We start from the raw sequence: 19,092 nt of genomic DNA, 5'->3' as shown, positions 1-19,092 counted from the left end.
CGCTTTGCAGGTGGGTGCAAAGTCGTTAAAACTAACAGATTGCAGCGCCGCCGCCGATGCGCGGCGCAGCATGGAGGGTCAGCGCCGAGGCACTGTGGCTTATTCGCCTTCCCAGTAGTCCACCGATTCACCGGCCCTGCCGACAACGCGAAAGCCAGGTGACTTGCCGTCGACGCTGGCAAGCGGGTCCGCCATGACGGCGTACTTGCCGGAGTCGGGATATTCGCAAACCTCCGGTGACTGTTTGGTGCTGACGGCGAGATAGCGCAGTTCCACCGTACCGGTATTGCTGATCTGATGCGCTGACTCCGAGCTGCCGGGCGGGCAGGCGATGATGTCGCCTGCACGGATCGGATGGCGCTCGTCGCCGATACGTACTTCGCCGTTACCTTCGAGAATGAAGAACATCTCTTCATTGATGCGATGGCAATGAAACGGAAAGGCGCGTTTGCCCGGCGCTAGCGCCGTGATGTTGTAGCCGAGCTTTTGCGCACCCAATTGCGGGCTAAGCCAGGCTATGCGCGGTGCGTAGCGTTCGGCGGCTGCGCCGGTGGCGCTATAGCTTGGCGGCAGCGGCTGCGGTTCGACGTCGGCGATATTGATGATCGGGTGGGGCATGGGTGTCTCTACGCATGGGGCGACGAGGGGCGCCCACCGGCTGCACGGCCAATGGGGCAGGGACGCAGTACTAAACAGGCAAGCGGCAGACCGCCTCGATGTTGTTGCCGTCTCGATCGAGTACGAAGGCGCCGTAGTAATCCGGGTGGTAATGTGGGCGCGGGCCGGGCGCACCGTTATCGCGGCCACCAGCGGCGAGGGCCGCTGCATAGAACGCATCCACGGTGGCCCGACTCTTGGCCGTCAAGGCGATATGCATGCCGTGCGCGGGGGTAAGCGTTTCGCTGATCCAGAAACTAGGCTTGCCGTCGATGCCAAAGCCCGCATGTGCACAATCGCCGGTCTGCTCAGCGGTAACCTCCATGACCAAGGCGACATCCAGCGGAGCCAAAGCTTGTAGGTAAAAAGTTTTGCTGTGTTCGTAGTTTGAAACTTGCAAGCCGAGATGATCGAACATGACGCAGGTCCTTTTGCTGGCAAGAAACAGGATGTTAGCTCGGATTTTGTTACGCGGATGCGTTCCAGTTTGCTGCGCGTTTGTCGAGAAATGCGCCAAGCCCTTCCTGGCCTTCCGCGGAAACGCGCAAACGAGCGATCAGGGCCGCGTTGTCATGGTCGATATGCTCGGCGGTCATGGCGGTAACGCCGGCGGTGCGGAACGCCAACTGTTTGGCTTCGGCTTGTGCAACCGGGCCCGCTTTGGCGAGCAGGCCGAGTGTGCTTTGCACGGCATGGTCCAGCCCGTCCGCCGGTGCGCTTTGATGCAGTAGACCGATGTTTTGCGCGGTGGCGGCGTCGAACAGCTCGCCGGTAAGAAACAGTCGGCGTGCCTGGCGTAGTCCGATCGCCTGGATCACATAGGGCGAGATCACTGCCGGCACCAGGCCGAGCTTCACTTCGGTCAAGCCGAATTTGGCGGTATCCACGCCAATGGCGATATCGCAGCAAGCCACCAGGCCTACGCCGCCGCCATAAGCGGCGCCATTGACGCGAGCAATGGTCGGTTTGGGCAGAAATTGCAGCGTACGCATCAAACGAGCCAATCGCAGCGAGTCTTCACGGTTCTGCGCTTCGCTGGCTTTGGCCATCCCGCGCATCCAGTTCAGATCCGCACCGGCTGAAAAGCTGGTGCCGGCGCCTGTCAGCACCACCGTTCGCACAGAAGCATCGCTAGCGGCGGCTTCCAGCGCCTGGGTCAGCTCGGCGATCAGGCGATCATCGAACGCGTTGTGCACTTCTGGCCGATTCAGAGTGATCTGGCGAGTAGCTTCGTGATGGGTTATCAAGACAGTGGACATGCGCGGCTCTATGACGAAGTAGGTGGATTGTAGAGAGCTTAAGAATCGAGAGTGGGGAATGGCGCATGGCATGGCCGCACGAACTTGCGCCATGACGCACAACTCCCCATTTTCCGCGCGTAATGTACAATGCGAACCATTCTTGTTTGAGTGGTTGCCGTGCGCCTGTCTGAACTGCCAAAGGGTTCTGCCGCCGTGGTAGACCGAGTAGACGATGCCCATGATGCCGACCTGATTGCGCAACGATTGCGCGACCTGGGTTTCGTTGAGGGCGAGCCGGTGCGCGTGGTCGCTTGCGGCCCGCTGGGTGCTGATCCGTTATTGGTACAAATTGGCTCGACCCGTTTCGCCCTGCGCCGTAGCGAAGCCGCCCGTGTCAGTGTCTGTATAGAGGTTCAAGCATGAGCGCGAGTACCTTGCGTATTGCGCTGGTGGGTAACCCCAATTGCGGTAAAACCGCGTTGTTCAACCTGCTCACCGGTGGTCGCCAAAAAGTAGCGAACTACGCCGGCGTCACCGTTGAACGCAAAGAAGGCCGTTTTACCGCACCATCGGGTCGCGTCTTGCATCTGCTCGATCTGCCGGGCACTTACAGTTTCGACGCCAACAGCCCAGACGAGCAAATCACCCGCGATGTTTGCGAAGGCAATTATCCGGGCGAGCCTGCACCGGATCTGATCGTTTGTGTCGCCGACGCCACCAACCTGCGTCTGCACCTGCGTTTCGTGCTGGAGGTGCAGCGTCTGGGTCGCCCGGTAGTATTGGCCTTGAACATGATGGATACCGCACGGCGTCGCGGCATTGCTATCGATGTTGCCGAACTGCAACGCCGGCTCGGCGCTCCGGTGGTTGAAACCGTAGCCGTAAAGCGCGGCGGAGCGAAAGCGCTGATCGAGCGTGTCGATGGGGTGATGCCCGTTGCTGTAGCTGCGCAGTCGGACGATGCCGTCAGTCGTGCCGATCTGCATGCGCAAGTGCGCGAACTGATGGCCGCGACGGTGGTGATGCCTCGTGCGACGGCGGCGATTGACGATGCGCTGGATCGCTGGGCGCTGCATCCCGTATTCGGCTTGGGCATTCTCGCCATTTTGATGTTCATGATTTTCCAGGCAGTGTTTTCCTGGGCCAAGCCATTGATGGAGGGCATCCAGGCTGGAGTCACTGACCTGGGTAACATGCTGACAGTGGCCCTACCCGCCGACAGCGCCCTGCATAGCCTGCTCAATAACGGCATCTTTGCCGGTCTTGGCGCAGTGCTGGTGTTTCTGCCGCAAATTCTCATCCTGTTTTTGTTCATTCTGATACTTGAGGAATCGGGCTATTTGCCGCGGGCGGCGTTTCTGCTCGATCGGCTGATGTTCAAAGCCGGCCTTACCGGGCGCGCCTTCATTCCATTGCTGTCGAGCTTTGCTTGCGCCATTCCCGGCATCATGGCTACGCGCAGCATTACCGATCCGCGCGATCGCCTCACCACCATCTTGGTAGCACCCTTGATGACGTGCTCGGCACGGCTGCCGGTCTACACGCTGCTGATCGCCGCATTTATTCCGCATCGCACGGTGTGGGGTATTTTCAACTTGCAGGGTGTCGTGCTGTTTACGTTGTATGTGGCGGGCATCGTCAGTGCGTTGACCGTAGCCTTCGTTATCAAACGCTTCCGCAAAGATAAAAGCGAACACGCTTTATTGATGGAGCTGCCGTCGTACCGCATGCCGAACCTGCGCGATGTGGCGCTTGGCCTGTGGGAGCGCGCCAAGATCTTTTTGAAGCGCGTTGGCGGCATCATCCTCGCGCTGACGGTATTGCTGTGGTTTCTATCCAGCTTTCCGGGGCCACCGGAGGGCGCCACGCAGCCGGCGATTGATTACAGCCTCGCTGGACGGCTTGGTCATGCCTTGCATTACGTATTCGCGCCGATCGGATTCAACTGGCAGATCTGCATTGCGCTGATCCCAGGCCTGGCGGCGCGCGAAGTGGCGGTATCCGCTTTGGGCACGGTATATGCGATGTCCGGTGGTACCGATGCCGTAGCCAGCCAGCTCGGTCCAGTGATCGCGCAGCAATGGTCGCTAGCCACCGCGCTGTCGTTGTTGGCCTGGTACGTATTCGCGCCGCAATGCATGTCCACGTTGGCGGTGATTCGCCGCGAGACCAACTCGTGGCGCAATGTGGCGATCACGGCGGGTTACCTTTTTGGCTTGGCCTATCTCGCCTCGCTTTTCACTTATCAAATCGCCAAGGCACTGACATGACCGCCTTTGGACTGGTGCAGGGATTGTTGATCGGCCTGTTGGTGTCAGGCAGCGCGCTTTATGCGTTTCGCAAGCTGCTACCCGGCATCAGCGTGCGCTGGCTGGCACAGGCTTCGGCTAGCTTGAACAAACCATGGCGTTCGTCTTGGCTGCGCCGTATGGGGCGCTGGCTGCAACCTAAGCAGGCAACGGGAAGTTGCGGTGACGGCTGCGGCACGTGCGGTACCTGTGGCCCGGCCCCGGCTGCACAGCATGATGTGCAGCCGCTGACCTTTCGTCCGCGCAATCGCTGACGCGGCGATCATCGCCACGTCGGCTACATGCGGAACACGCCGTAGCGCTGCGGCTCGATCGGTGCGTTGAGCGAAGCTGAAATCGCCAGGCCAAGCACACGGCGGGTGTCGGCGGGGTCGATGATGCCGTCGTCCCACAGCCGCGCGCTGGCGTAGTAGGGGTGGCCCTGGCGTTCGTATTGGTCGCGGATCGGAGCCTTGAAGGCTTCCTCGTCTTGCGCGCTCCAGGTCTTGCCCGCGGCTTCAATGCCGTCGCGACGCACGGTGGCGAGCACGGAGGCAGCTTGTTCGCCGCCCATGACGCTGATTCGCGCGTTCGGCCACATCCATAGAAAACGGGCGCCATAAGCACGGCCGCACATTGCGTAGTTGCCGGCACCGAAGCTGCCGCCGATCACCACGGTGAATTTGGGGACATGCGAGCAGGCCACCGCGGTGACCATTTTCGCACCGTCTTTTGCGATGCCGGCGTTTTCGTATTTCTTGCCGACCATGAAACCGGTGATGTTCTGCAGAAATACCAGCGGCACATTGCGCTGGTTGCATAGCTCGATGAAGTGCGCACCTTTGAGCGCGGACTCGGCGAACAGAATGCCGTTATTGGCGACAATACCCACGGGATAGCCGTGGATGTGGGCAAAGCCACAAACCAGGGTCTTGCCGTAGCGAGCCTTGAACTCATGAAACTCGGAGCCGTCGACGATGCGCGTTATCACCTCGCGGATGTCGAATGGGCGACGAGTATCGAGCGGAATTACGCCATACAGTTCGTCAGCCGGATAGCGCGGCTCGACGGGCGTGCGCAATGCCAGTGGCATGTCTTTTTTTCGGTTGAGACTGGCAACGATGTCGCGAGCGATGGACAGCGCGTGGGCGTCGTTTTCTGCGAAGTGATCGGCCACGCCGGAGATTGACGTATGGACGTCCGCACCGCCAAGCGCCTCGGCATCGACCACTTCGCCGGTGGCGGCCTTCACCAGCGGCGGGCCGCCAAGAAAAATGGTGCCTTGCTCGCGCACGATGATGGTTTCGTCACTCATCGCCGGCACATAGGCGCCGCCTGCGGTGCATGACCCCATGACGACCGCGATTTGCGGAATGCCCAGCCCGGACATGCGCGCCTGGTTGAAGAAGATGCGCCCGAAGTGCTCCTTGTCTGGAAATACTTCGTCCTGCAACGGCAGGAAGGCGCCGCCTGAATCGACCAGATAGATACAGGGCAGGCGGTTTTCCAACGCGACTTCTTGCGCGCGCAGATGTTTTTTCACGGTCATCGGGAAGTATGTGCCGCCCTTGACGGTCGCATCGTTGGCGACCACCACTACTTCGAGACCGTTGACGCGGCCAATGCCGGTAATGATGCCCGCGGCCGGTGCGGCGTCCTCGTACATGCCGTGAGCGGCCAATGGCGACAGTTCGAGAAACGGTGAGCCGGGATCGAGCAGGGCGCGAATGCGTTCGCGCGGCAGCAGCTTGCCGCGTGCCGTGTGCTTCTCGCGGGCCTTATCGCCACCGCCTTCGGCACTGCGCGTCAGCTCGCGATGCAACTCATCGACTAGCGCTCGCAGTTGGGTACTGCTGGCCTGGAATTCGGTCGAGCGGGGGTCGATCTGCGAGGCGATGACACTCATGACTCGTGGCTACCGTGAAAGTGAGTCCCCGATGATAGCGGTCGCCGCGCCACACCTGAACTGTCGCTGGGTCGAGTCATGAAAAAAACCGGCCGCCATCGCGGCCGCTGGGTCAAGTCACAATAAAAAACCGGCCGCAAAAGCGGCCGGTTTTCTGGAAACCAACAAAGGGTATTAGTTACCCTTCATGGCGTCCTTAGCTTTGTCAGCAGTTTCTTTGGCGGCATCTTTAGCAGCGCCGGCGGCATCCTTAGCAGCGCCAGCAGCGTCTTTGGCAGCGTCGGCAGCCTTGCCGGCGGCATCCTTAGCCTGGTCGAGAGCAGTTGCCGGAGCAGCAGCAGTCGAGGCCGGAGCAGCAGCCGGAGCAGCAGCGGTCGAAGCCGGGGCAGCAGCCGGAGCGGCAGCAGTCGAAGCCGGAGCAGCAGCAGCAGCAGCCTTCTGAGCCTGATCAGCAGACTGCTGAGCCTGGTCAGCCGACTTCTGAGCGTCCTGCGCGGAATCCTGCGCGCCGTTGCTGCAAGCCGCCAGCAGCGCGACGAGCGCGGAGGCGAGTAGGGTACGCGTGAACTTCATTGTGAATCTCCTTTATGCCGTGGAATGCCGTTTGGCGGGCGTATTAATAACGCTTTCGCCGACCTTGCGCCACTTTTTTGTGTGACGGCTTCAGGGCGTATTAAACACCCTGCTGGTGCCGGAGGTGTTGCCGGCACCCTTTTTGCGTGGTCGGAGAGGGCTTAGTCTACACAAGCTCAATGGCAATTGCGGTGGCTTCGCCGCCGCCGATGCACAGAGCGGCAACACCGCGCTTCAGGCCGCGGGTCTTCAGTGCGTTGAGCAGGGTGACGACGAGGCGGGTGCCGCTGGCGCCGATCGGGTGGCCAAGTGCACAGGCGCCACCGTTGACGTTGAGCTTTTCGTGAGCAATGCCTAGCTCGCGCATCGGCGCCATGGCGACCACGGCGAAGGCTTCGTTGACTTCAAACAGATCGACGTCAGCGACCTTCCAGCCGGCTTTGTCCAGCACCTGTTGGATGGCGCTGACCGGTGCCGTGGTGAACCACTCGGGTTCTTGCGAATGGGTGGCGTGCGCGACGACGCGCGCGAGCGGCTTCACGCCACGTGCCTGGGCATCGGCTGCCGATAGCAGCACTACTGCCGCTGCGCCATCGGAGATGCTGGAAGAACTGGCGGCGGTAATCGTGCCGTTTTCTTTGCGGAAGGCGGGTTTCAATGTTGGGATCTTGCCGATGTCCGAACGGCCCGGCTGCTCGTCAGTGTCGACCTGCACCTCGCCTTTGCGGCCGGCGACGGTCACCGGAACGATTTCATCGGCAAAGGCACCGGACTGCTGGGCAGCCTGCGCGCGCTTTACCGATTCGATCGCGAAGGCGTCTTGTTCTTCGCGGCTGAAATGGTACTTGTCGGCACACAGCTCGCCGAACACGCCCATCGCCTTGCCGTCGTAGGGGTTGGTCAAACCGTCCCATGCCATGTGATCGACCAATTGGCCGTCGCCATAACGGATGCCGGTACGTGCGTTGACCATATGCGGCGCGTTGGTCATCGACTCCATGCCACCGGCAACGACCACCGCGGCCGAACCGGCCTTGATAAGGTCGTGGCCCAGCATGATCGCCTTCATGCCCGAACCGCAGACTTTATTGACCGTGGTACAACCCGTGCTGACCGGTAGGCCGGCTTTAAGTGCGGCTTGGCGAGCCGGGGCCTGGCCAAGGTTGGCGGGCAGCACACAGCCCATGATGACTTCGCTGACGGCATCTGCCGTCAAGCCGGACTGCTCCAGCGCGGCGCGGATGGCGGTTGCGCCCAGAACCGGGGTGGCTACGCCAGTGAACTGGCCGAGGAAAGAGCCGATGGCGGTGCGCTTGGCACCGGCAATGACAACACTGACGTCCGACATGGGTATCTCCGTAAGGGGCAGGTGCCCGCTAAGCAATCCGCTGATTATCGCAGCCGGTTAGGAATCACGGCAAACACCCCCTCCTCGCACAAGCATGCGGGCTGCGGCGCACTTGGTTGTGTTTGCGTTGTGCAGCGTTATGCTCGGCGGGGGTAGCATGTATAGCGCCATGCGTCAGTAGATGGATGTGATCGCCAGGATTGGGGTCGTGCATATGGGGTAGTGCATATGAACACGAAGATGCGGGGGCTACGGCGGCGCGAAGCCGTTGCGTTGATTTTGATGGCATTGAGCCTGAGCGCTTGCGGAGGCGGCGGAGGCGGCAATGGCAATGTCAAAGTGACGCCAACCACGCCGCCACCGCCACCGGTTACGCCAAGCACGCAGCCGCCATTTGACGCCCAGCTTGGCTTGACCAACACCTATGCCGCGCACAGCCAGGGTTTTACCGGGCGGGGTGTGACCATTGGCGTGGTCGATAGCGGCATCATGCGCAATCACCCGGCATTGGCGGGGCGGGTGGTCAAAGAGCTGGTCTATGTCGACCCCAGCGCCAACAACCTCGGCATCGACGATGTGGTCGGCCACGGCACCTGGGTATCGGAAATCGCCGCCGGAACCGCATTCGCCCAATATCCGGGCGGTATTGCGCCGGGCGCCAACCTGGTTGCCGCGCGCATCATCAGCGATACCGCCCCCAAGGACGATGGCTCAGGCCAAGGCAACCGGGTCAGCACAGCCGATCCGCTCGGTGCGGTTAATAACGATCTCATTGCCAATGGCGTCAAGGTGAGCAACAACTCCTGGGGCGGGTTGTATTGGGACGCAACCGATACGGCCACGACGCAAAGTTTCCACGACGCCTACAACAAGTTCATCAACCAATGGGGTGGCTTGGTGGTGTTTGCCGCCGGCAATGACTCCAAGGCCGATCCTAGCGATGTCGCCGCGTTGCCCAATCGCGCCCCCGACCTGACCAGGGGCTGGCTGGTGGTGGTTGCGGTGGACAGCAATAACCCGACCCACCTGGCCAGTTATTCGAATGCCTGCGGCAAGGCGATGAGCTATTGCCTTGCCGCGGCCGGTGACGTGATTGTCAGCGGCAAAGATGACACGGTGGGAAATCCTACTTACTGGATCGTCAAAGGCACGTCGCTGGCTGCGCCGCAGGTAACCGGCGCAGCGGCACTGGTATGGCAGGCCTACCCGTATTTCAGTAACGACCTGGTGCGGCAGACCTTGCTCGGTACGGCGACCGACTTGGGCGCGCCGGGGCCCGACCCCGTATTTGGCTACGGCATGCTTAATGTCGGCAAGGCGGTAAACGGGCCGGCCAAGTTTGACTGGGGCGATGTCACGGTGAATTTCACCGGCGCGTCCAGTTGGAATAACGCGATCTCCGGGGCCGGCGGCCTTATCAAGCAAGGCAGCGGTACGCTCACGCTTACGCAGCCGGCCAGTTATGCCGGCTTGACGCAGGTGCAGGCCGGTGTGCTTGTCGCACGATCATTGGCTTCCAGCGTAAACATCAGTGCGGGCGGTCAGCTCGCTGATACGCCGTCGATAAGCGGCAGCATCAGCAATGCCGGCGTGCTTACCGTGCGAGGCGGCGATGTCACCGTGGGTGGCGATTACAACCAACAAGGTGCGGGCCGATTGGCGCTTGAACTAGGCTCGGCGCTACGCGTTACGGGGCATGCCAGCCTTACCGGTGGCGATCTGTTTGTGATCGGCGCCAAGCAAGGCTATGTCGTCAATTCGCATACCGATGTGCTTAGTGCGAGTGCCGGCCTTAGCGGCACCTTCTCGGCCCTCAATAGCGCCTCGAACGTATTGTTGAACGCCACTCTCAACTACGGTGCGACCAGCGCCTGGCTCAATGTGCAGCAAGTGCAAGTGAGTGCGGTGCAGGGCGTGAGCTACACGCCCGCGTCGTACGCTGCGGCACAACGAGTCGACAACGCATTCGGCCAGATCAATACCCAGCTAGGCCAAAGCGCGGTATCGGTCGGCGCCAAGCCGAGCGACATCCAGCAAATCAGCCCGGCCTTTATCGCCGGTGCGGCAAGCTTGCAACAGTCGCCCACGACGGCAGCAGTACAGCATTCGTTGGAAAGCCTGTCTGGCCAGTTGCATGCGGCCAGCGCGGCGATGACATTCGAAGCGATCGATGCCGGTACGCGTGCGCTTTCGGATCGTTTCGATCATTTGCTCGACGCTCCTGTAAGCGGGGGTTGGGCGCAGGATCTCGGTTATCACGGGAGCATGAGCCGCAACGGCTATGGCAATGTTGGCTATGACCTCAGCGGCTGGATGATCGGTCAGGATCGTCGCTTCGGCAGCAACGGTATCAGCGGTTTCGCGATCAGCCAGGCACAGGGATTAGGGCGGCTGGCGGAAAGCGCAGACCAAGGGCGCAGCCACGCCATGGAGGGCATGCTCTACGGCGGCCTGATTCAGAACGATTGGTACGCGATAGGTCGCATCGGTATCGGCAGCTATCGGGAAACCATGCGGCGCAGCTTGCAGTTGGGTACCCAGCTTGCAGGTGTCGCTAGCGACAGTCGCGGCAGCTACGACGTGGCTTATGGCGAAAGCGGCTATCGCTATGTTTGGGGTGGCACCCAGTTGACGCCCTATGTGAACCTGCAATACGCGCGTATTCAGCGTGATGGTTTCAATGAGTTCGGTGGCAGTGGCTTTGGCTTGAAATCCAATGCGCAAATCACTGAGCGCTGGCAAGCCGGTATCGGCCTGCGTGCCATGCATCGCTGGACCTTGGCTGGCGGTGGTCATCTGAGCTTGCAGATGCGGCTGCTATGGCAGCAGGCATTCGCGATGCGCGGCGAGGTTTTCCAAGCCAGTTTCAATGGTGTCGAGCAATGGGCGCCGCTGGCCGGTATCGGCTTGTCGCGCTACAGCGGCGTCGCCGGAACCACTTTGAATTGGGAAATCACACCGCGCTCCAGCCTGTTGCTGGGTTACGACCAGCATTTCAGTCAGCGCGGGCAGGCGAACATGGCCACGCTCAATTATCAATACGGCTTTTGAGATCGCGCTGTCTTTAGACAGACTCGAAGCCGACAGCATGACTGTCGGCTTCGATGCACTCATGCCTTGCCGTGAAACAACTCTCGGCCAATCAGCATGCGGCGGATTTCATTAGTGCCGGCACCGATTTCGTAGAGTTTCGCATCGCGCAGCAAACGGCCGGCGGGGAACTCGTTGATATAGCCGTTACCGCCCAGGGTCTGGATCGCTTCCAGTGCGACCTGCACGGCATTCTGCGAGGCGTTGAGCAGGCAGGCGGCGGGATCGATACGTGATTTCACGCCGTTGTCGAATTGCTGCGCCACCATGTAGGCAAAACCGCGTGCGCTCTGCAGCGCGGTGTACATGTCGGCGATCTTGGCCTGCATCACACCGAAGGTACCGATGGGCGCGTTGAACTGCTTGCGCTCACGGACATAGGGCAGCACCAGATCCAGCGCGGCTTGCATCAGGCCGATCGGGCCACCCGACAGCACCAGGCGCTCGGTGTCCAGGCCGCCCATCAACACGCGTACCCCTTCGTTGACTTCGCCGACAATATTTTCAGCAGGGATTTCGCAATTGTCGAACACCAGCTCGCAAGTGTTTGAGCCGCGCATGCCGAGTTTGTCCAGCTTCTGCGCCGTGCTGAAACCTTTCATGCCTTTTTCGACGATGAAGGCGGTCATGCAGCGGCTGCCGGCAACGCGCGGTGCCGTGCGCATATAAACCAGCAGCACGTCGGCATCGGGACCATTGGTGATCCACATCTTGGTGCCGTTGGCGACCCAGACATCGCCGCGCTGCTCGGCCTTGCAGATCATCGAGCCGACCACGTCGGAGCCGGCGCCGGGTTCGCTCATCGCCAGTGCGCCGACGTGCTCGCCGCTGCACAGCTTGGGCAGATATTTACGCCGTTGCGCTTCGTTGCCGTTATGGAAAATGTTTTGCACGCACAGATTGGAATGTGCGCCGTAAGACAGGCCGACCGAGCCCGACGCACGCGAGATTTCCTCCATCGCCACCATATGCGCGAGAAAACCCATGCCGCTGCCGCCGTATTCCTCGGGAATGGTCACGCCAAGCAAGCCCATTTCACCGAACTTGCGCCAGAGGTCGGCGGGAAAAAGGTTTTCGTGATCGATACGATCGGCGCGGGGCGCAATCTCTTTTTCCGCGAAGCCATGCACGCTCTCGCGCAGCAGGTCGATGTCTTCTCCGAGCGGAAACGGGCGCATGGTGTAACTCCTGATGAGTGGTGCAAACCCGAGAATGGTAGCGCTATTGCGGCAATAAACCTTGGCGCAGCGCACCAGTTAGGTCAGGGCATCCTTAACGACCCGCAGCGGCACCTTACCGATGGAAAAGCTCAATGCCGCGAATGATCCATCTCATGCCCGGACGGTGATTCGGCGCCGTCGATGGTGTTCGCTGGTCGGGCGATGAAATCTGTATTCAGCGTGCTGCCATCGGAAAATTGCAGGCTTAGCTTGACTGTGTCGCCGACGTTTACCGGCTTGCTCGCCTTCATCAACATCAGGTGATAGCCGCCCGGCGAAAGCTCGGCCTTGCCGTTGGCGGGTATGGTCAGGTTATCGACCATCTCCATGCGCCCCATGCCGCCGGTCGTGCTGCTTTTGTGCAGCATTACGTCGGCATAGATCGAACTGCTGGCGGCACGCAGTGAAGCGGGTTGGTCGCCATGGTTCTCCAACACCACAAAACCACCGGCGGGCAGGTTGCCGGGCAACAAGCGGATCCACGCCTTGCTGGCATGGATATGGTCGGCTTCGGTGGCATGGGTGCCGCCGGCGAGCCATAGGCCAGCCAGCAGCGACAGAGTACGGATCATCATGACTTGGTCTCCAGTAGCAGAGACAGATCGTGGACGAGATCGTCCTGTGGATTGGCTGGCGTAGACAAGAGTCGTGCCTTGCCGTTGCGGTCGAATAGATAAATCGCCGAGCTGTGGCTGACGTTGTAGTTGTTATCGCCCTTATCCGGCTCGCGCGTAAACGCGGAGCGGTAGCGTTTGGCCAGTGCTTCGATATCGCCCGATGTGCCGGTAAGGCCGACGGCGCGCGGATCGAAAGCATTGACGTAAGCGTGCATGATTTCCGGCGTGTCGCGGGCAGGGTCGACGGAAACAAACAGGATGCGGGCGTCATCCGCCAGTGGTCCTAATCGCTGCATGGCGACATGCAATTGCGCCAGAGTCAGCGGGCAGACGTCCGGGCAATGGGTATAGCCGAAAAACAGCAATACGGCCTTGCCGCGAAAATCTTTGCCGGTGACGGTTTTGCCTTGATCGTCGGTGAGTTTGAAATCGAGATCGGGCATGTGTCCGGTGACGTTGGTCAACCGCCATGCCATCGGCTCACCGCGATTGCAGGCGGTGAGTAATGCACCCGCAGCGAGCAAGACCAGCAACAAAAGGATGCGGGCGGAGCGATGAAACGGGGTGCGAGAATCGGCGCTGTTCATGCCGGCAGCATACGATACCGATGGTTTTGCTGGCTTTAACATAACGAAGGATTTTGCCCCGATGCGACAAACTGTCAGTCCTTTCACCGGCTTGCTGGTCGGCTTCGTCGGCGCCAGCGCGGTGATCCTGGGTGCTTTTGGAGCACATGCATTGCGCGATGTGCTCGATACCCGTGGTAGCGAGCTATGGCATACCGCCGTGCAGTATCACTTCTGGCATGCCCTGGCTTTGGTGCTGGCGGTGCTCGCCCCGCGCGCAGTGTCGCGTCGCTGGGCTATCGCGGCATTCGCGATCGGCATCGTATTGTTCAGCGGCAGTCTGTATGCATTGGCGCTGGGGGCGCCGCGCTGGTGCGGGGCGATTACGCCGCTGGGTGGCGTGGCCTTTATGGTCGGCTGGATAGCGCTGGGGATGGGCTTGTGCGGTAACAGCCGGCAGCCAGATTGAGGGCGGGCGAGGAGCCATGAATCCCGCCTTCAAGTCGCTCTTGGGACGAGCGCTGGCAGCTACTGCGTTCAGGCGCGCTCGACCCTTGCGGCGTAACAACCCGGTCTGGCGATATGGACTTGCAAGTAGTCGATGCTTGCGTTTTCGAACAGGCGCGCAATCAGCGGTTCAAGTGCTTTGCCTTCCACGACGTCGGCATCGCGCAACATGCCTTGCGCATCGAAGCCGCGCACGGAAAGCAGGCGGCGTTGCAGTTGCTCGGGCACCTGATCGATCTCGTCGTACTGTTGCTCGCCTTCGCGAATATAGATCGCATGGCTGGCACGAAACGGTGAATCAGCGGGTTGGTGTTCGTAGTTGAGCAGAATCAGCGATTGCCCTGGCTCGGCGTCAGTGAGACTGATCCGGCAGGGGAATGCATGCGGTTTATTGGCGATGACGCGCATGGCCTGGCGTTCGGCCAAGGCGGCGTCGCTAAGGGAAAACAGCTCGTTGAATGGTTCGGCCGGCAGCCCGGTAATGCGAAAGGACATGACTAATTCCCATGTTGAGATTAGCCATGAGTCTGGTGACACCGGGTTGCCCAAACTATCCGTTTCTTGTGCGGGGTCGATCTATCTTTGGCCGGCTCTCGACATCAGCGTCCGCCCCCGCTGGTCGCACCGGGCGGCGGCGCAGGTCCGGGAACGGATTGCTCCCAATAGGGAAAGACCTCTTCGATTCGCATCGCACTGAAAAGATCGGTGGCATTGAAGAAATGCCAAGGATCGCCGTCGCCGCTGTCCAGTGCGATGTGCGTGCTGTCGAAACGGCGCAGGGCAGAGTCGTAGCTTTGCCAGCGACCCTCCACCCAGGCTTGTACCCAGGCATGCGGCAGAAATACGCGCGAGGTATTGGCGTAGCGGTCGGCGTAGACCATGCCGGTAACCACCCGCGCCGGAATGCCTTGCGCGCGCGCCATGGCAGCCAATAGCACCGCGTATTCGGTGCAGTCGCCCTGGCGATTGCTAACCACTTCAAGTGCGGAGGCATAGCCGATGTCCAAGCCATGTTGGGTGATGTAGCGGCTGACGAAAATACGCAGCCGACGCATGCGTTGGCGATCGTTGCTGGCATCACCTACCGCTTGTGCGGCCAGATTGCGAACGGCCGGTGCATCCGATTGCAGCCAGGCATTGGGTAGTTTGTCTTCTTCGACGGGCGGCGGTTGACCACCGGATCTCGGGCCGCCGATGTCTACGAACCATTCGCCATTACCGATGTTGAATACGTGCTGTTCATCGGTGTCGATCAACGGCTGCGTGGCATTGCCTTTGATGTGAACGCGATAACGCAGAAAGGATTCGCGCAGGTTCGGCGTAAGCGGTCGTGGCGACTCGACCATGGCTGCGCGAAACATATCCAGATCTTGCACCGGCGCCATCGCACAGGTTTCATCGCAGGCCAGCATATCCAACTGCCGGCCGATCATGGAAAGCGTTCCCTTGCGCGCTTGTCCACGTTTATCGAGCCACAGATCCATGATCTGGTTGCCGTGCGCCTGCTGCAGTATCTGTCGTTGATGGTTGAGGGTTTCCGTGCCGCCAGGTAGGTCGACATGCTCATCGCCCAGCACGTCCATCTGCACCGGTACGACTTGCAAACCTGAGGGGTCGAACATCAGCAATTGATAATGCTGGCCGGTATGGCTGCTGGCCGCGAGCATGGTCAAGCGCTGGCCTTCGGTCAGCATGGCGCCTTGCGGCCATTCCATGATGGTTTCATGGCTGGCGCCGCCTACTGTGGTGGTGACTTTGTAGCGACCGTCCGGTTGGCGCTCGCCATTCACCGTGCTGTCGATGGCCGACATCGAGGTGCGCGCCGAAAACGACAGTGCTTCACCGGTGGTCGTTTCCACGGTACGGCTGACATTGGTGAAGGGGATGCTCTTGCCATTGCGGTTGAGCATGATCGATAGCGTTTGGGTGGTCATCACCGTGTTGTTTTCGAGGCGATGCTCGATCTGCAGATGGCCGATCTTGCGGCCGCCGAGCCGCACGCTCATCCAGGTGAGTTCAGTAGTGGCCGGTTCGGCCGTCGGCACAGCAGCCCGTAACGAGGGGGCAGGGCACAACGTAAGCACCAGCAAAAGCAGGGCGATCAGGCTGCGCATGGTCGTATCCGCGGGGACGGGACATGCACAGTGGATGCCTCGCCGGGCCTGCCGTCAATGCGCAGTGCAGCGTAGGAGGCCTTGAGCAGGCTCTATGGCTGCCGGCCGCTTACAATGCCGGCCTGTCCTTTCAGGAGAACTCCATGAAGCCGTTCGGCACCCCCCATTCCGATCATGCCCTACGGGTGCTGTTGCTTGGCTCTGGCGAGCTGGGCAAAGAGGTGGCGATTGAGCTGCAGCGCTATGCCGTGGAGGTGATCGCGGTCGATCGCTACGCGCATGCGCCGGCCATGCAGGTAGCTCACCGCAGCCATGTGATCGACATGCTCGACGGCGCCGCGTTGCGTGCCTTGATCGAGCAGGAGCGGCCTGATCTGGTGGTGCCGGAAATCGAGGCCATTCACACGCCGACGTTGATGGCATTGGAGAAAGAGGGCCTCAAGGTGATTCCGACCGCCCGCGCGGCCTGGCTCACCATGGACCGCGAAGGCATCCGCCGGCTGGCCGCCGAAGAGCTGGGCTTGCCGACCTCGCCCTATCGTTTTTGTGACGACGAGGCGCAGTATCGCCAGGCCGCCGCCGTGCTGGGCTTGCCGTTTGTCATCAAGCCGGTGATGAGCTCGTCGGGCAAAGGTCAGAGCGTGGTGCGCCGCGAAGATCAGCTAGCAGCCGCCTGGGATTATGCCCAGGCCGGCGGCCGTGCCGGCAAAGGCCGGGTTATTGTCGAAGGCTTTGTCGATTTCGATTACGAGATCACCCTGCTCACGGTGCGCCACCATGGCGGCGTGAGTTTTTGCGCGCCGATCGGTCATCGACAGGAGGATGGCGACTACCGCGAATCCTGGCAGCCGCAACCCATGAGCGATGCGGCACTGGCCGAGGCACAGCGACAGGCGGCGGCGATTACTGAGGCGTTGGGCGGCTGGGGTGTGTTTGGCGTGGAGTTCTTCGTCAAGGCCGATCCCATCAAAGGTGATGCGGTGATCTTTTCCGAAGTCAGCCCGCGTCCGCACGACACCGGCCTGGTGACCCTGGTTTCACAAGAATTGTCCGAATTCTCCCTGCATGCGCGGGCGATTCTCGGTCTGCCGATTCCGGTCATCCGGCAGCTCGGGCCATCCGCCTCGTGTGCCGTACTGGTGGAAGGCGATGGCGAGGCACCGCGTTACTTCAATGTCGCCGAGGCCTTGGCCGAGCCGGATACGCAGTTGCGTATCTTCGGCAAACCGGCGGTAAAAGGCCGCCGTCGCATGGCGGTGACGCTGGCACGCGACGAAAGCATCGAGGCGGCGAAGGCCAAGGCGATTCGCGCGGCGAAAAAATTACGTATCGAGTTGTAAGCGATCGGCGCCGGTTATGCGAGCATGCCGGCAATCGGATTAGAAACACCTACCCATGGTGCGGCACGCCGCACCGCAGGCACGGAGAAAAGAGCACATGTCAACGACGGGTTTTGCGCATTGGCTAGTCGTCATAGTGGAGACGTTCGCAGCGTTGTTCTTGGTGCTGCTGGCGGTGTTGGTGATGGTCGTGCTGACGGTATGGCTGGTAGACCGCAATCAGACCGCTAACTCGGTATTGCGCAACTTTCCGGTCATTGGCCACTTTCGCTACTGGTTTTTGCACCTGGGCGAATTCTTCCGGCAATACCTGTATTCCAGCGACCGCGAGGAAATGCCGTTCAACCGCGCACAGCGCACCTGGGTTTATCGCGCCGCGAAAAATGTGGACAACACCAATGCGTTCGGCTCCAGTCGCGATCTGCGTGGCGAGGGTGTGCCGTTTTTCGTCAACGCGCCGTTTCCCACACTGGATGAGCATCACGTCGAGCCACGTCCAGTAACTATCGGCCCATATGCGCGCGAGCCCTATAGTCATGCGGCCTTCTTCAATATCTCGGCGATGAGTTTCGGCGCCTTGTCGGCGCCGGCCGTGCGGGCGCTGTCTTCAGGCGCGGCCAAGGCCGGTATCTGGATGGATACCGGCGAAGGTGGTTTGGCGCCTTATCACCTGGAAGGCGGCTGCGATATCATCTTCGAGATCGGCACGGCCAAATACGGTGTACGCACCCCTGACGGCAAGCTCGACGATGAAAAGCTGCTGGCGATCTGTGCGCACAAGCAAGTGAAAATGGTCAGCATCAAGCTGGGGCAGGGTGCCAAGCCAGGCATGGGCGGTTTATTGCCGGCAGCCAAAGTGACGCCGGAGATCGCGGCGATTCGCGGTATCCCGGTAGGGAAAGATTCGCAAAGCCCTAACCGCCATCTGGACATCGGCAATATCCACGAGTTGCTCGACGCGGTGCGGCATATTCGCGAACTCACCGGCAAACCCACGGGTTTCAAGGCGGTGATGGGCGGCCTGGAATGGATCGGCGAGCTGTGCGATGAGGTACATAAGCGCGGCATCGAAAGCGCACCGGACTTCATCATCGTCGACGGTTCCGAGGGCGGCACCGGCGCGGCGCCGCAAACCTTGATGGAAGGCGTCGGCCTGCCGTTGCACGAATCGCTGCCGGCACTGGTCGACATGCTTATCAGCAAAGGCCTGCGCGAGCGCATCAAGGTGGTTTGCTCGGGCAAATGCATTACCGCTTACGACGTGGCCTGGGCGTTGTCGGTAGGTGCCGACTTCGTCAACTCGGCGCGCGGCTTTATGCTCGCGCTCGGTTGCATCCAATCCCTACAGTGCAATCGCAATACCTGTCCTACCGGCATCACCACGCAGAATCCAAAACTGCAGCGTGGCCTGGTCGTCACCGACAAGAGCGAACGCGTCTTCCATTACGCGAAAAATTTGATGCATGAAGTCGGCATCATCGCGCATAGCTGCGGTGTCGATGAGCCACGCGAACTCACCCGCAATCACTGTCGGGTGGTGGGCGACGACGGTATTTCGGTGCCGTTGGTGAAATTGTTCCCTTACCCCCAGGCACCGCAGGCTTCGGCGGACTGAAGCAGCCGGC

General features: G+C 60.8%; 18 protein-coding genes. 7 read left to right on the top strand and 11 right to left on the bottom strand.

Translation table 11 applies throughout. The features are described 5' to 3' along the window. Positions 1-99 precede the first annotated feature (99 nt). The 3 genes from DVJ77_RS03330 to DVJ77_RS03320 all read right to left on the bottom strand — a co-directional run bounded on the left by DVJ77_RS03330 (position 100) and on the right by DVJ77_RS03320 (position 1,916). A complete protein-coding gene (locus DVJ77_RS03330) occupies positions 100-618 on the bottom strand; it encodes a cupin domain-containing protein (RefSeq protein ID WP_114844010.1) in 519 nt (172 codons plus the stop codon). 70 nt (positions 619-688) lie between these two features. Then, positions 689-1,075 carry a VOC family protein gene (locus DVJ77_RS03325; RefSeq protein ID WP_114844009.1) on the bottom strand — a complete coding sequence of 129 codons (387 nt, stop codon included), beginning with the start codon at positions 1,073-1,075 and terminating at the stop codon, positions 689-691. Positions 1,076-1,124: 49 nt separating this feature from the next. Further along, a complete protein-coding gene (locus DVJ77_RS03320) occupies positions 1,125-1,916 on the bottom strand; it encodes an enoyl-CoA hydratase-related protein (protein ID WP_114844008.1) in 792 nt (263 codons plus the stop codon). Positions 1,917-2,075: 159 nt separating this feature from the next. On the opposite strand from DVJ77_RS03320, the gene DVJ77_RS03315 reads away from it, so the two are divergent. Genes DVJ77_RS03315 through DVJ77_RS03305 form a run of 3 tightly spaced genes read left to right on the top strand, consistent with a single transcriptional unit; the run spans position 2,076 to position 4,461 of the window. After that, on the top strand, positions 2,076-2,321 hold the full coding sequence (locus tag DVJ77_RS03315) for a FeoA family protein (RefSeq protein WP_114844007.1): 246 nt from the start codon (positions 2,076-2,078) through the stop codon (positions 2,319-2,321). Beyond that, the gene (gene feoB, locus DVJ77_RS03310) at positions 2,318-4,168 is read left to right on the top strand and encodes a ferrous iron transporter B (protein WP_114844006.1); all 1,851 of its coding nucleotides are present in this window, start codon (positions 2,318-2,320) and stop codon (positions 4,166-4,168) included. Before DVJ77_RS03315 ends, feoB begins: the two co-directional genes overlap by 4 nt. Further along, positions 4,165-4,461: a DUF6587 family protein gene (locus tag DVJ77_RS03305; protein WP_114844005.1), complete on the top strand. Its 297-nt coding sequence runs from the start codon at positions 4,165-4,167 to the stop codon at positions 4,459-4,461. Before feoB ends, DVJ77_RS03305 begins: the two co-directional genes overlap by 4 nt. A gap of 23 nt (positions 4,462-4,484) precedes the next feature. On the opposite strand, the gene DVJ77_RS03300 is transcribed toward DVJ77_RS03305, so the two are convergent. The 3 genes from DVJ77_RS03300 to DVJ77_RS03290 all read right to left on the bottom strand — a co-directional run bounded on the left by DVJ77_RS03300 (position 4,485) and on the right by DVJ77_RS03290 (position 8,013). Next, the gene (locus DVJ77_RS03300) at positions 4,485-6,092 is read right to left on the bottom strand and encodes a carboxyl transferase domain-containing protein (protein WP_114844004.1); all 1,608 of its coding nucleotides are present in this window, start codon (positions 6,090-6,092) and stop codon (positions 4,485-4,487) included. Positions 6,093-6,266: 174 nt separating this feature from the next. After that, positions 6,267-6,665 (bottom strand): hypothetical protein, encoded by a 399-nt coding sequence (locus DVJ77_RS03295; protein WP_114844003.1) that lies wholly within the window; start codon positions 6,663-6,665, stop codon positions 6,267-6,269. 166 nt (positions 6,666-6,831) lie between these two features. Beyond that, on the bottom strand, positions 6,832-8,013 hold the full coding sequence (locus DVJ77_RS03290) for an acetyl-CoA C-acyltransferase (RefSeq protein WP_114844002.1): 1,182 nt from the start codon (positions 8,011-8,013) through the stop codon (positions 6,832-6,834). 228 nt (positions 8,014-8,241) lie between these two features. Between DVJ77_RS03290 and DVJ77_RS03285 the strand changes: the two genes are divergently transcribed. Beyond that, positions 8,242-11,064 (top strand): S8 family serine peptidase, encoded by a 2,823-nt coding sequence (locus DVJ77_RS03285; RefSeq protein ID WP_114844001.1) that lies wholly within the window; start codon positions 8,242-8,244, stop codon positions 11,062-11,064. Positions 11,065-11,123: 59 nt separating this feature from the next. On the opposite strand, the gene DVJ77_RS03280 is transcribed toward DVJ77_RS03285, so the two are convergent. From DVJ77_RS03280 to DVJ77_RS03270, 3 genes are all read right to left on the bottom strand, one after another. Further along, positions 11,124-12,281: an isovaleryl-CoA dehydrogenase gene (locus DVJ77_RS03280; RefSeq protein WP_114844000.1), complete on the bottom strand. Its 1,158-nt coding sequence runs from the start codon at positions 12,279-12,281 to the stop codon at positions 11,124-11,126. Positions 12,282-12,412: 131 nt separating this feature from the next. After that, entirely contained in the window at positions 12,413-12,898 is a 486-nt protein-coding gene (locus DVJ77_RS03275; protein ID WP_114843999.1) for a copper chaperone PCu(A)C, read from the bottom strand. Next, the gene (locus DVJ77_RS03270) at positions 12,895-13,527 is read right to left on the bottom strand and encodes an SCO family protein (protein WP_114843998.1); all 633 of its coding nucleotides are present in this window, start codon (positions 13,525-13,527) and stop codon (positions 12,895-12,897) included. Before DVJ77_RS03270 ends, DVJ77_RS03275 begins: the two co-directional genes overlap by 4 nt. Before the next feature lie 61 nt (positions 13,528-13,588). Between DVJ77_RS03270 and DVJ77_RS03265 the strand changes: the two genes are divergently transcribed. Next, the gene (locus DVJ77_RS03265; RefSeq protein WP_114844221.1) at positions 13,589-13,975 is read left to right on the top strand and encodes a DUF423 domain-containing protein; all 387 of its coding nucleotides are present in this window, start codon (positions 13,589-13,591) and stop codon (positions 13,973-13,975) included. A gap of 68 nt (positions 13,976-14,043) precedes the next feature. Here DVJ77_RS03265 and DVJ77_RS03260 read toward each other — a convergent pair whose 3' ends face one another. Both DVJ77_RS03260 and DVJ77_RS03255 read right to left on the bottom strand, forming a co-directional pair. Beyond that, on the bottom strand, positions 14,044-14,508 hold the full coding sequence (locus DVJ77_RS03260) for a DUF1203 domain-containing protein (RefSeq protein WP_114843997.1): 465 nt from the start codon (positions 14,506-14,508) through the stop codon (positions 14,044-14,046). 104 nt (positions 14,509-14,612) lie between these two features. Next, positions 14,613-16,127: a transglutaminase-like domain-containing protein gene (locus DVJ77_RS03255; protein ID WP_114843996.1), complete on the bottom strand. Its 1,515-nt coding sequence runs from the start codon at positions 16,125-16,127 to the stop codon at positions 14,613-14,615. Between the two features lie 143 nt (positions 16,128-16,270). Between DVJ77_RS03255 and purT the strand changes: the two genes are divergently transcribed. Further along, positions 16,271-17,467, top strand: coding sequence for a formate-dependent phosphoribosylglycinamide formyltransferase (gene purT, locus DVJ77_RS03250; RefSeq protein WP_114843995.1), 1,197 nt, complete (start codon positions 16,271-16,273; stop codon positions 17,465-17,467). 97 nt (positions 17,468-17,564) lie between these two features. Next, a complete protein-coding gene (locus DVJ77_RS03245) occupies positions 17,565-19,082 on the top strand; it encodes an FMN-binding glutamate synthase family protein (RefSeq protein ID WP_114843994.1) in 1,518 nt (505 codons plus the stop codon). Positions 19,083-19,092 lie beyond the last annotated feature (10 nt).

The organism is Dyella tabacisoli, assembly GCF_003350925.1.
GTDB lineage: Bacteria > Pseudomonadota > Gammaproteobacteria > Xanthomonadales > Rhodanobacteraceae > Dyella_C > Dyella_C tabacisoli.
Note: the sequence above shows the minus strand (reverse complement) of the source record. Positions and strands in the feature narration are given on the sequence as shown.

What these genes read in the sequence shown, in the direction of transcription:
- DVJ77_RS03330 (WP_114844010.1), bottom strand. Translation starts at nt 618, where the DNA reads ATGCCCCACCCGATCATCAATATCGCCGACGTCGAACCGCAGCCGCTG.
- DVJ77_RS03325 (WP_114844009.1), bottom strand. Translation starts at nt 1,075, where the DNA reads ATGTTCGATCATCTCGGCTTGCAAGTTTCAAACTACGAACACAGCAAA.
- DVJ77_RS03320 (WP_114844008.1), bottom strand. Translation starts at nt 1,916, where the DNA reads ATGTCCACTGTCTTGATAACCCATCACGAAGCTACTCGCCAGATCACT.
- feoB (WP_114844006.1), top strand. Translation starts at nt 2,318, where the DNA reads ATGAGCGCGAGTACCTTGCGTATTGCGCTGGTGGGTAACCCCAATTGC.
- DVJ77_RS03305 (WP_114844005.1), top strand. Translation starts at nt 4,165, where the DNA reads ATGACCGCCTTTGGACTGGTGCAGGGATTGTTGATCGGCCTGTTGGTG.
- DVJ77_RS03300 (WP_114844004.1), bottom strand. Translation starts at nt 6,092, where the DNA reads ATGAGTGTCATCGCCTCGCAGATCGACCCCCGCTCGACCGAATTCCAG.
- DVJ77_RS03295 (WP_114844003.1), bottom strand. Translation starts at nt 6,665, where the DNA reads ATGAAGTTCACGCGTACCCTACTCGCCTCCGCGCTCGTCGCGCTGCTG.
- DVJ77_RS03290 (WP_114844002.1), bottom strand. Translation starts at nt 8,013, where the DNA reads ATGTCGGACGTCAGTGTTGTCATTGCCGGTGCCAAGCGCACCGCCATC.
- DVJ77_RS03285 (WP_114844001.1), top strand. Translation starts at nt 8,242, where the DNA reads ATGAACACGAAGATGCGGGGGCTACGGCGGCGCGAAGCCGTTGCGTTG.
- DVJ77_RS03280 (WP_114844000.1), bottom strand. Translation starts at nt 12,281, where the DNA reads ATGCGCCCGTTTCCGCTCGGAGAAGACATCGACCTGCTGCGCGAGAGC.
- DVJ77_RS03275 (WP_114843999.1), bottom strand. Translation starts at nt 12,898, where the DNA reads ATGATGATCCGTACTCTGTCGCTGCTGGCTGGCCTATGGCTCGCCGGC.
- DVJ77_RS03270 (WP_114843998.1), bottom strand. Translation starts at nt 13,527, where the DNA reads ATGAACAGCGCCGATTCTCGCACCCCGTTTCATCGCTCCGCCCGCATC.
- DVJ77_RS03265 (WP_114844221.1), top strand. Translation starts at nt 13,589, where the DNA reads ATGCGACAAACTGTCAGTCCTTTCACCGGCTTGCTGGTCGGCTTCGTC.
- DVJ77_RS03260 (WP_114843997.1), bottom strand. Translation starts at nt 14,508, where the DNA reads ATGTCCTTTCGCATTACCGGGCTGCCGGCCGAACCATTCAACGAGCTG.
- DVJ77_RS03255 (WP_114843996.1), bottom strand. Translation starts at nt 16,127, where the DNA reads ATGCGCAGCCTGATCGCCCTGCTTTTGCTGGTGCTTACGTTGTGCCCT.
- purT (WP_114843995.1), top strand. Translation starts at nt 16,271, where the DNA reads ATGAAGCCGTTCGGCACCCCCCATTCCGATCATGCCCTACGGGTGCTG.
- DVJ77_RS03245 (WP_114843994.1), top strand. Translation starts at nt 17,565, where the DNA reads ATGTCAACGACGGGTTTTGCGCATTGGCTAGTCGTCATAGTGGAGACG.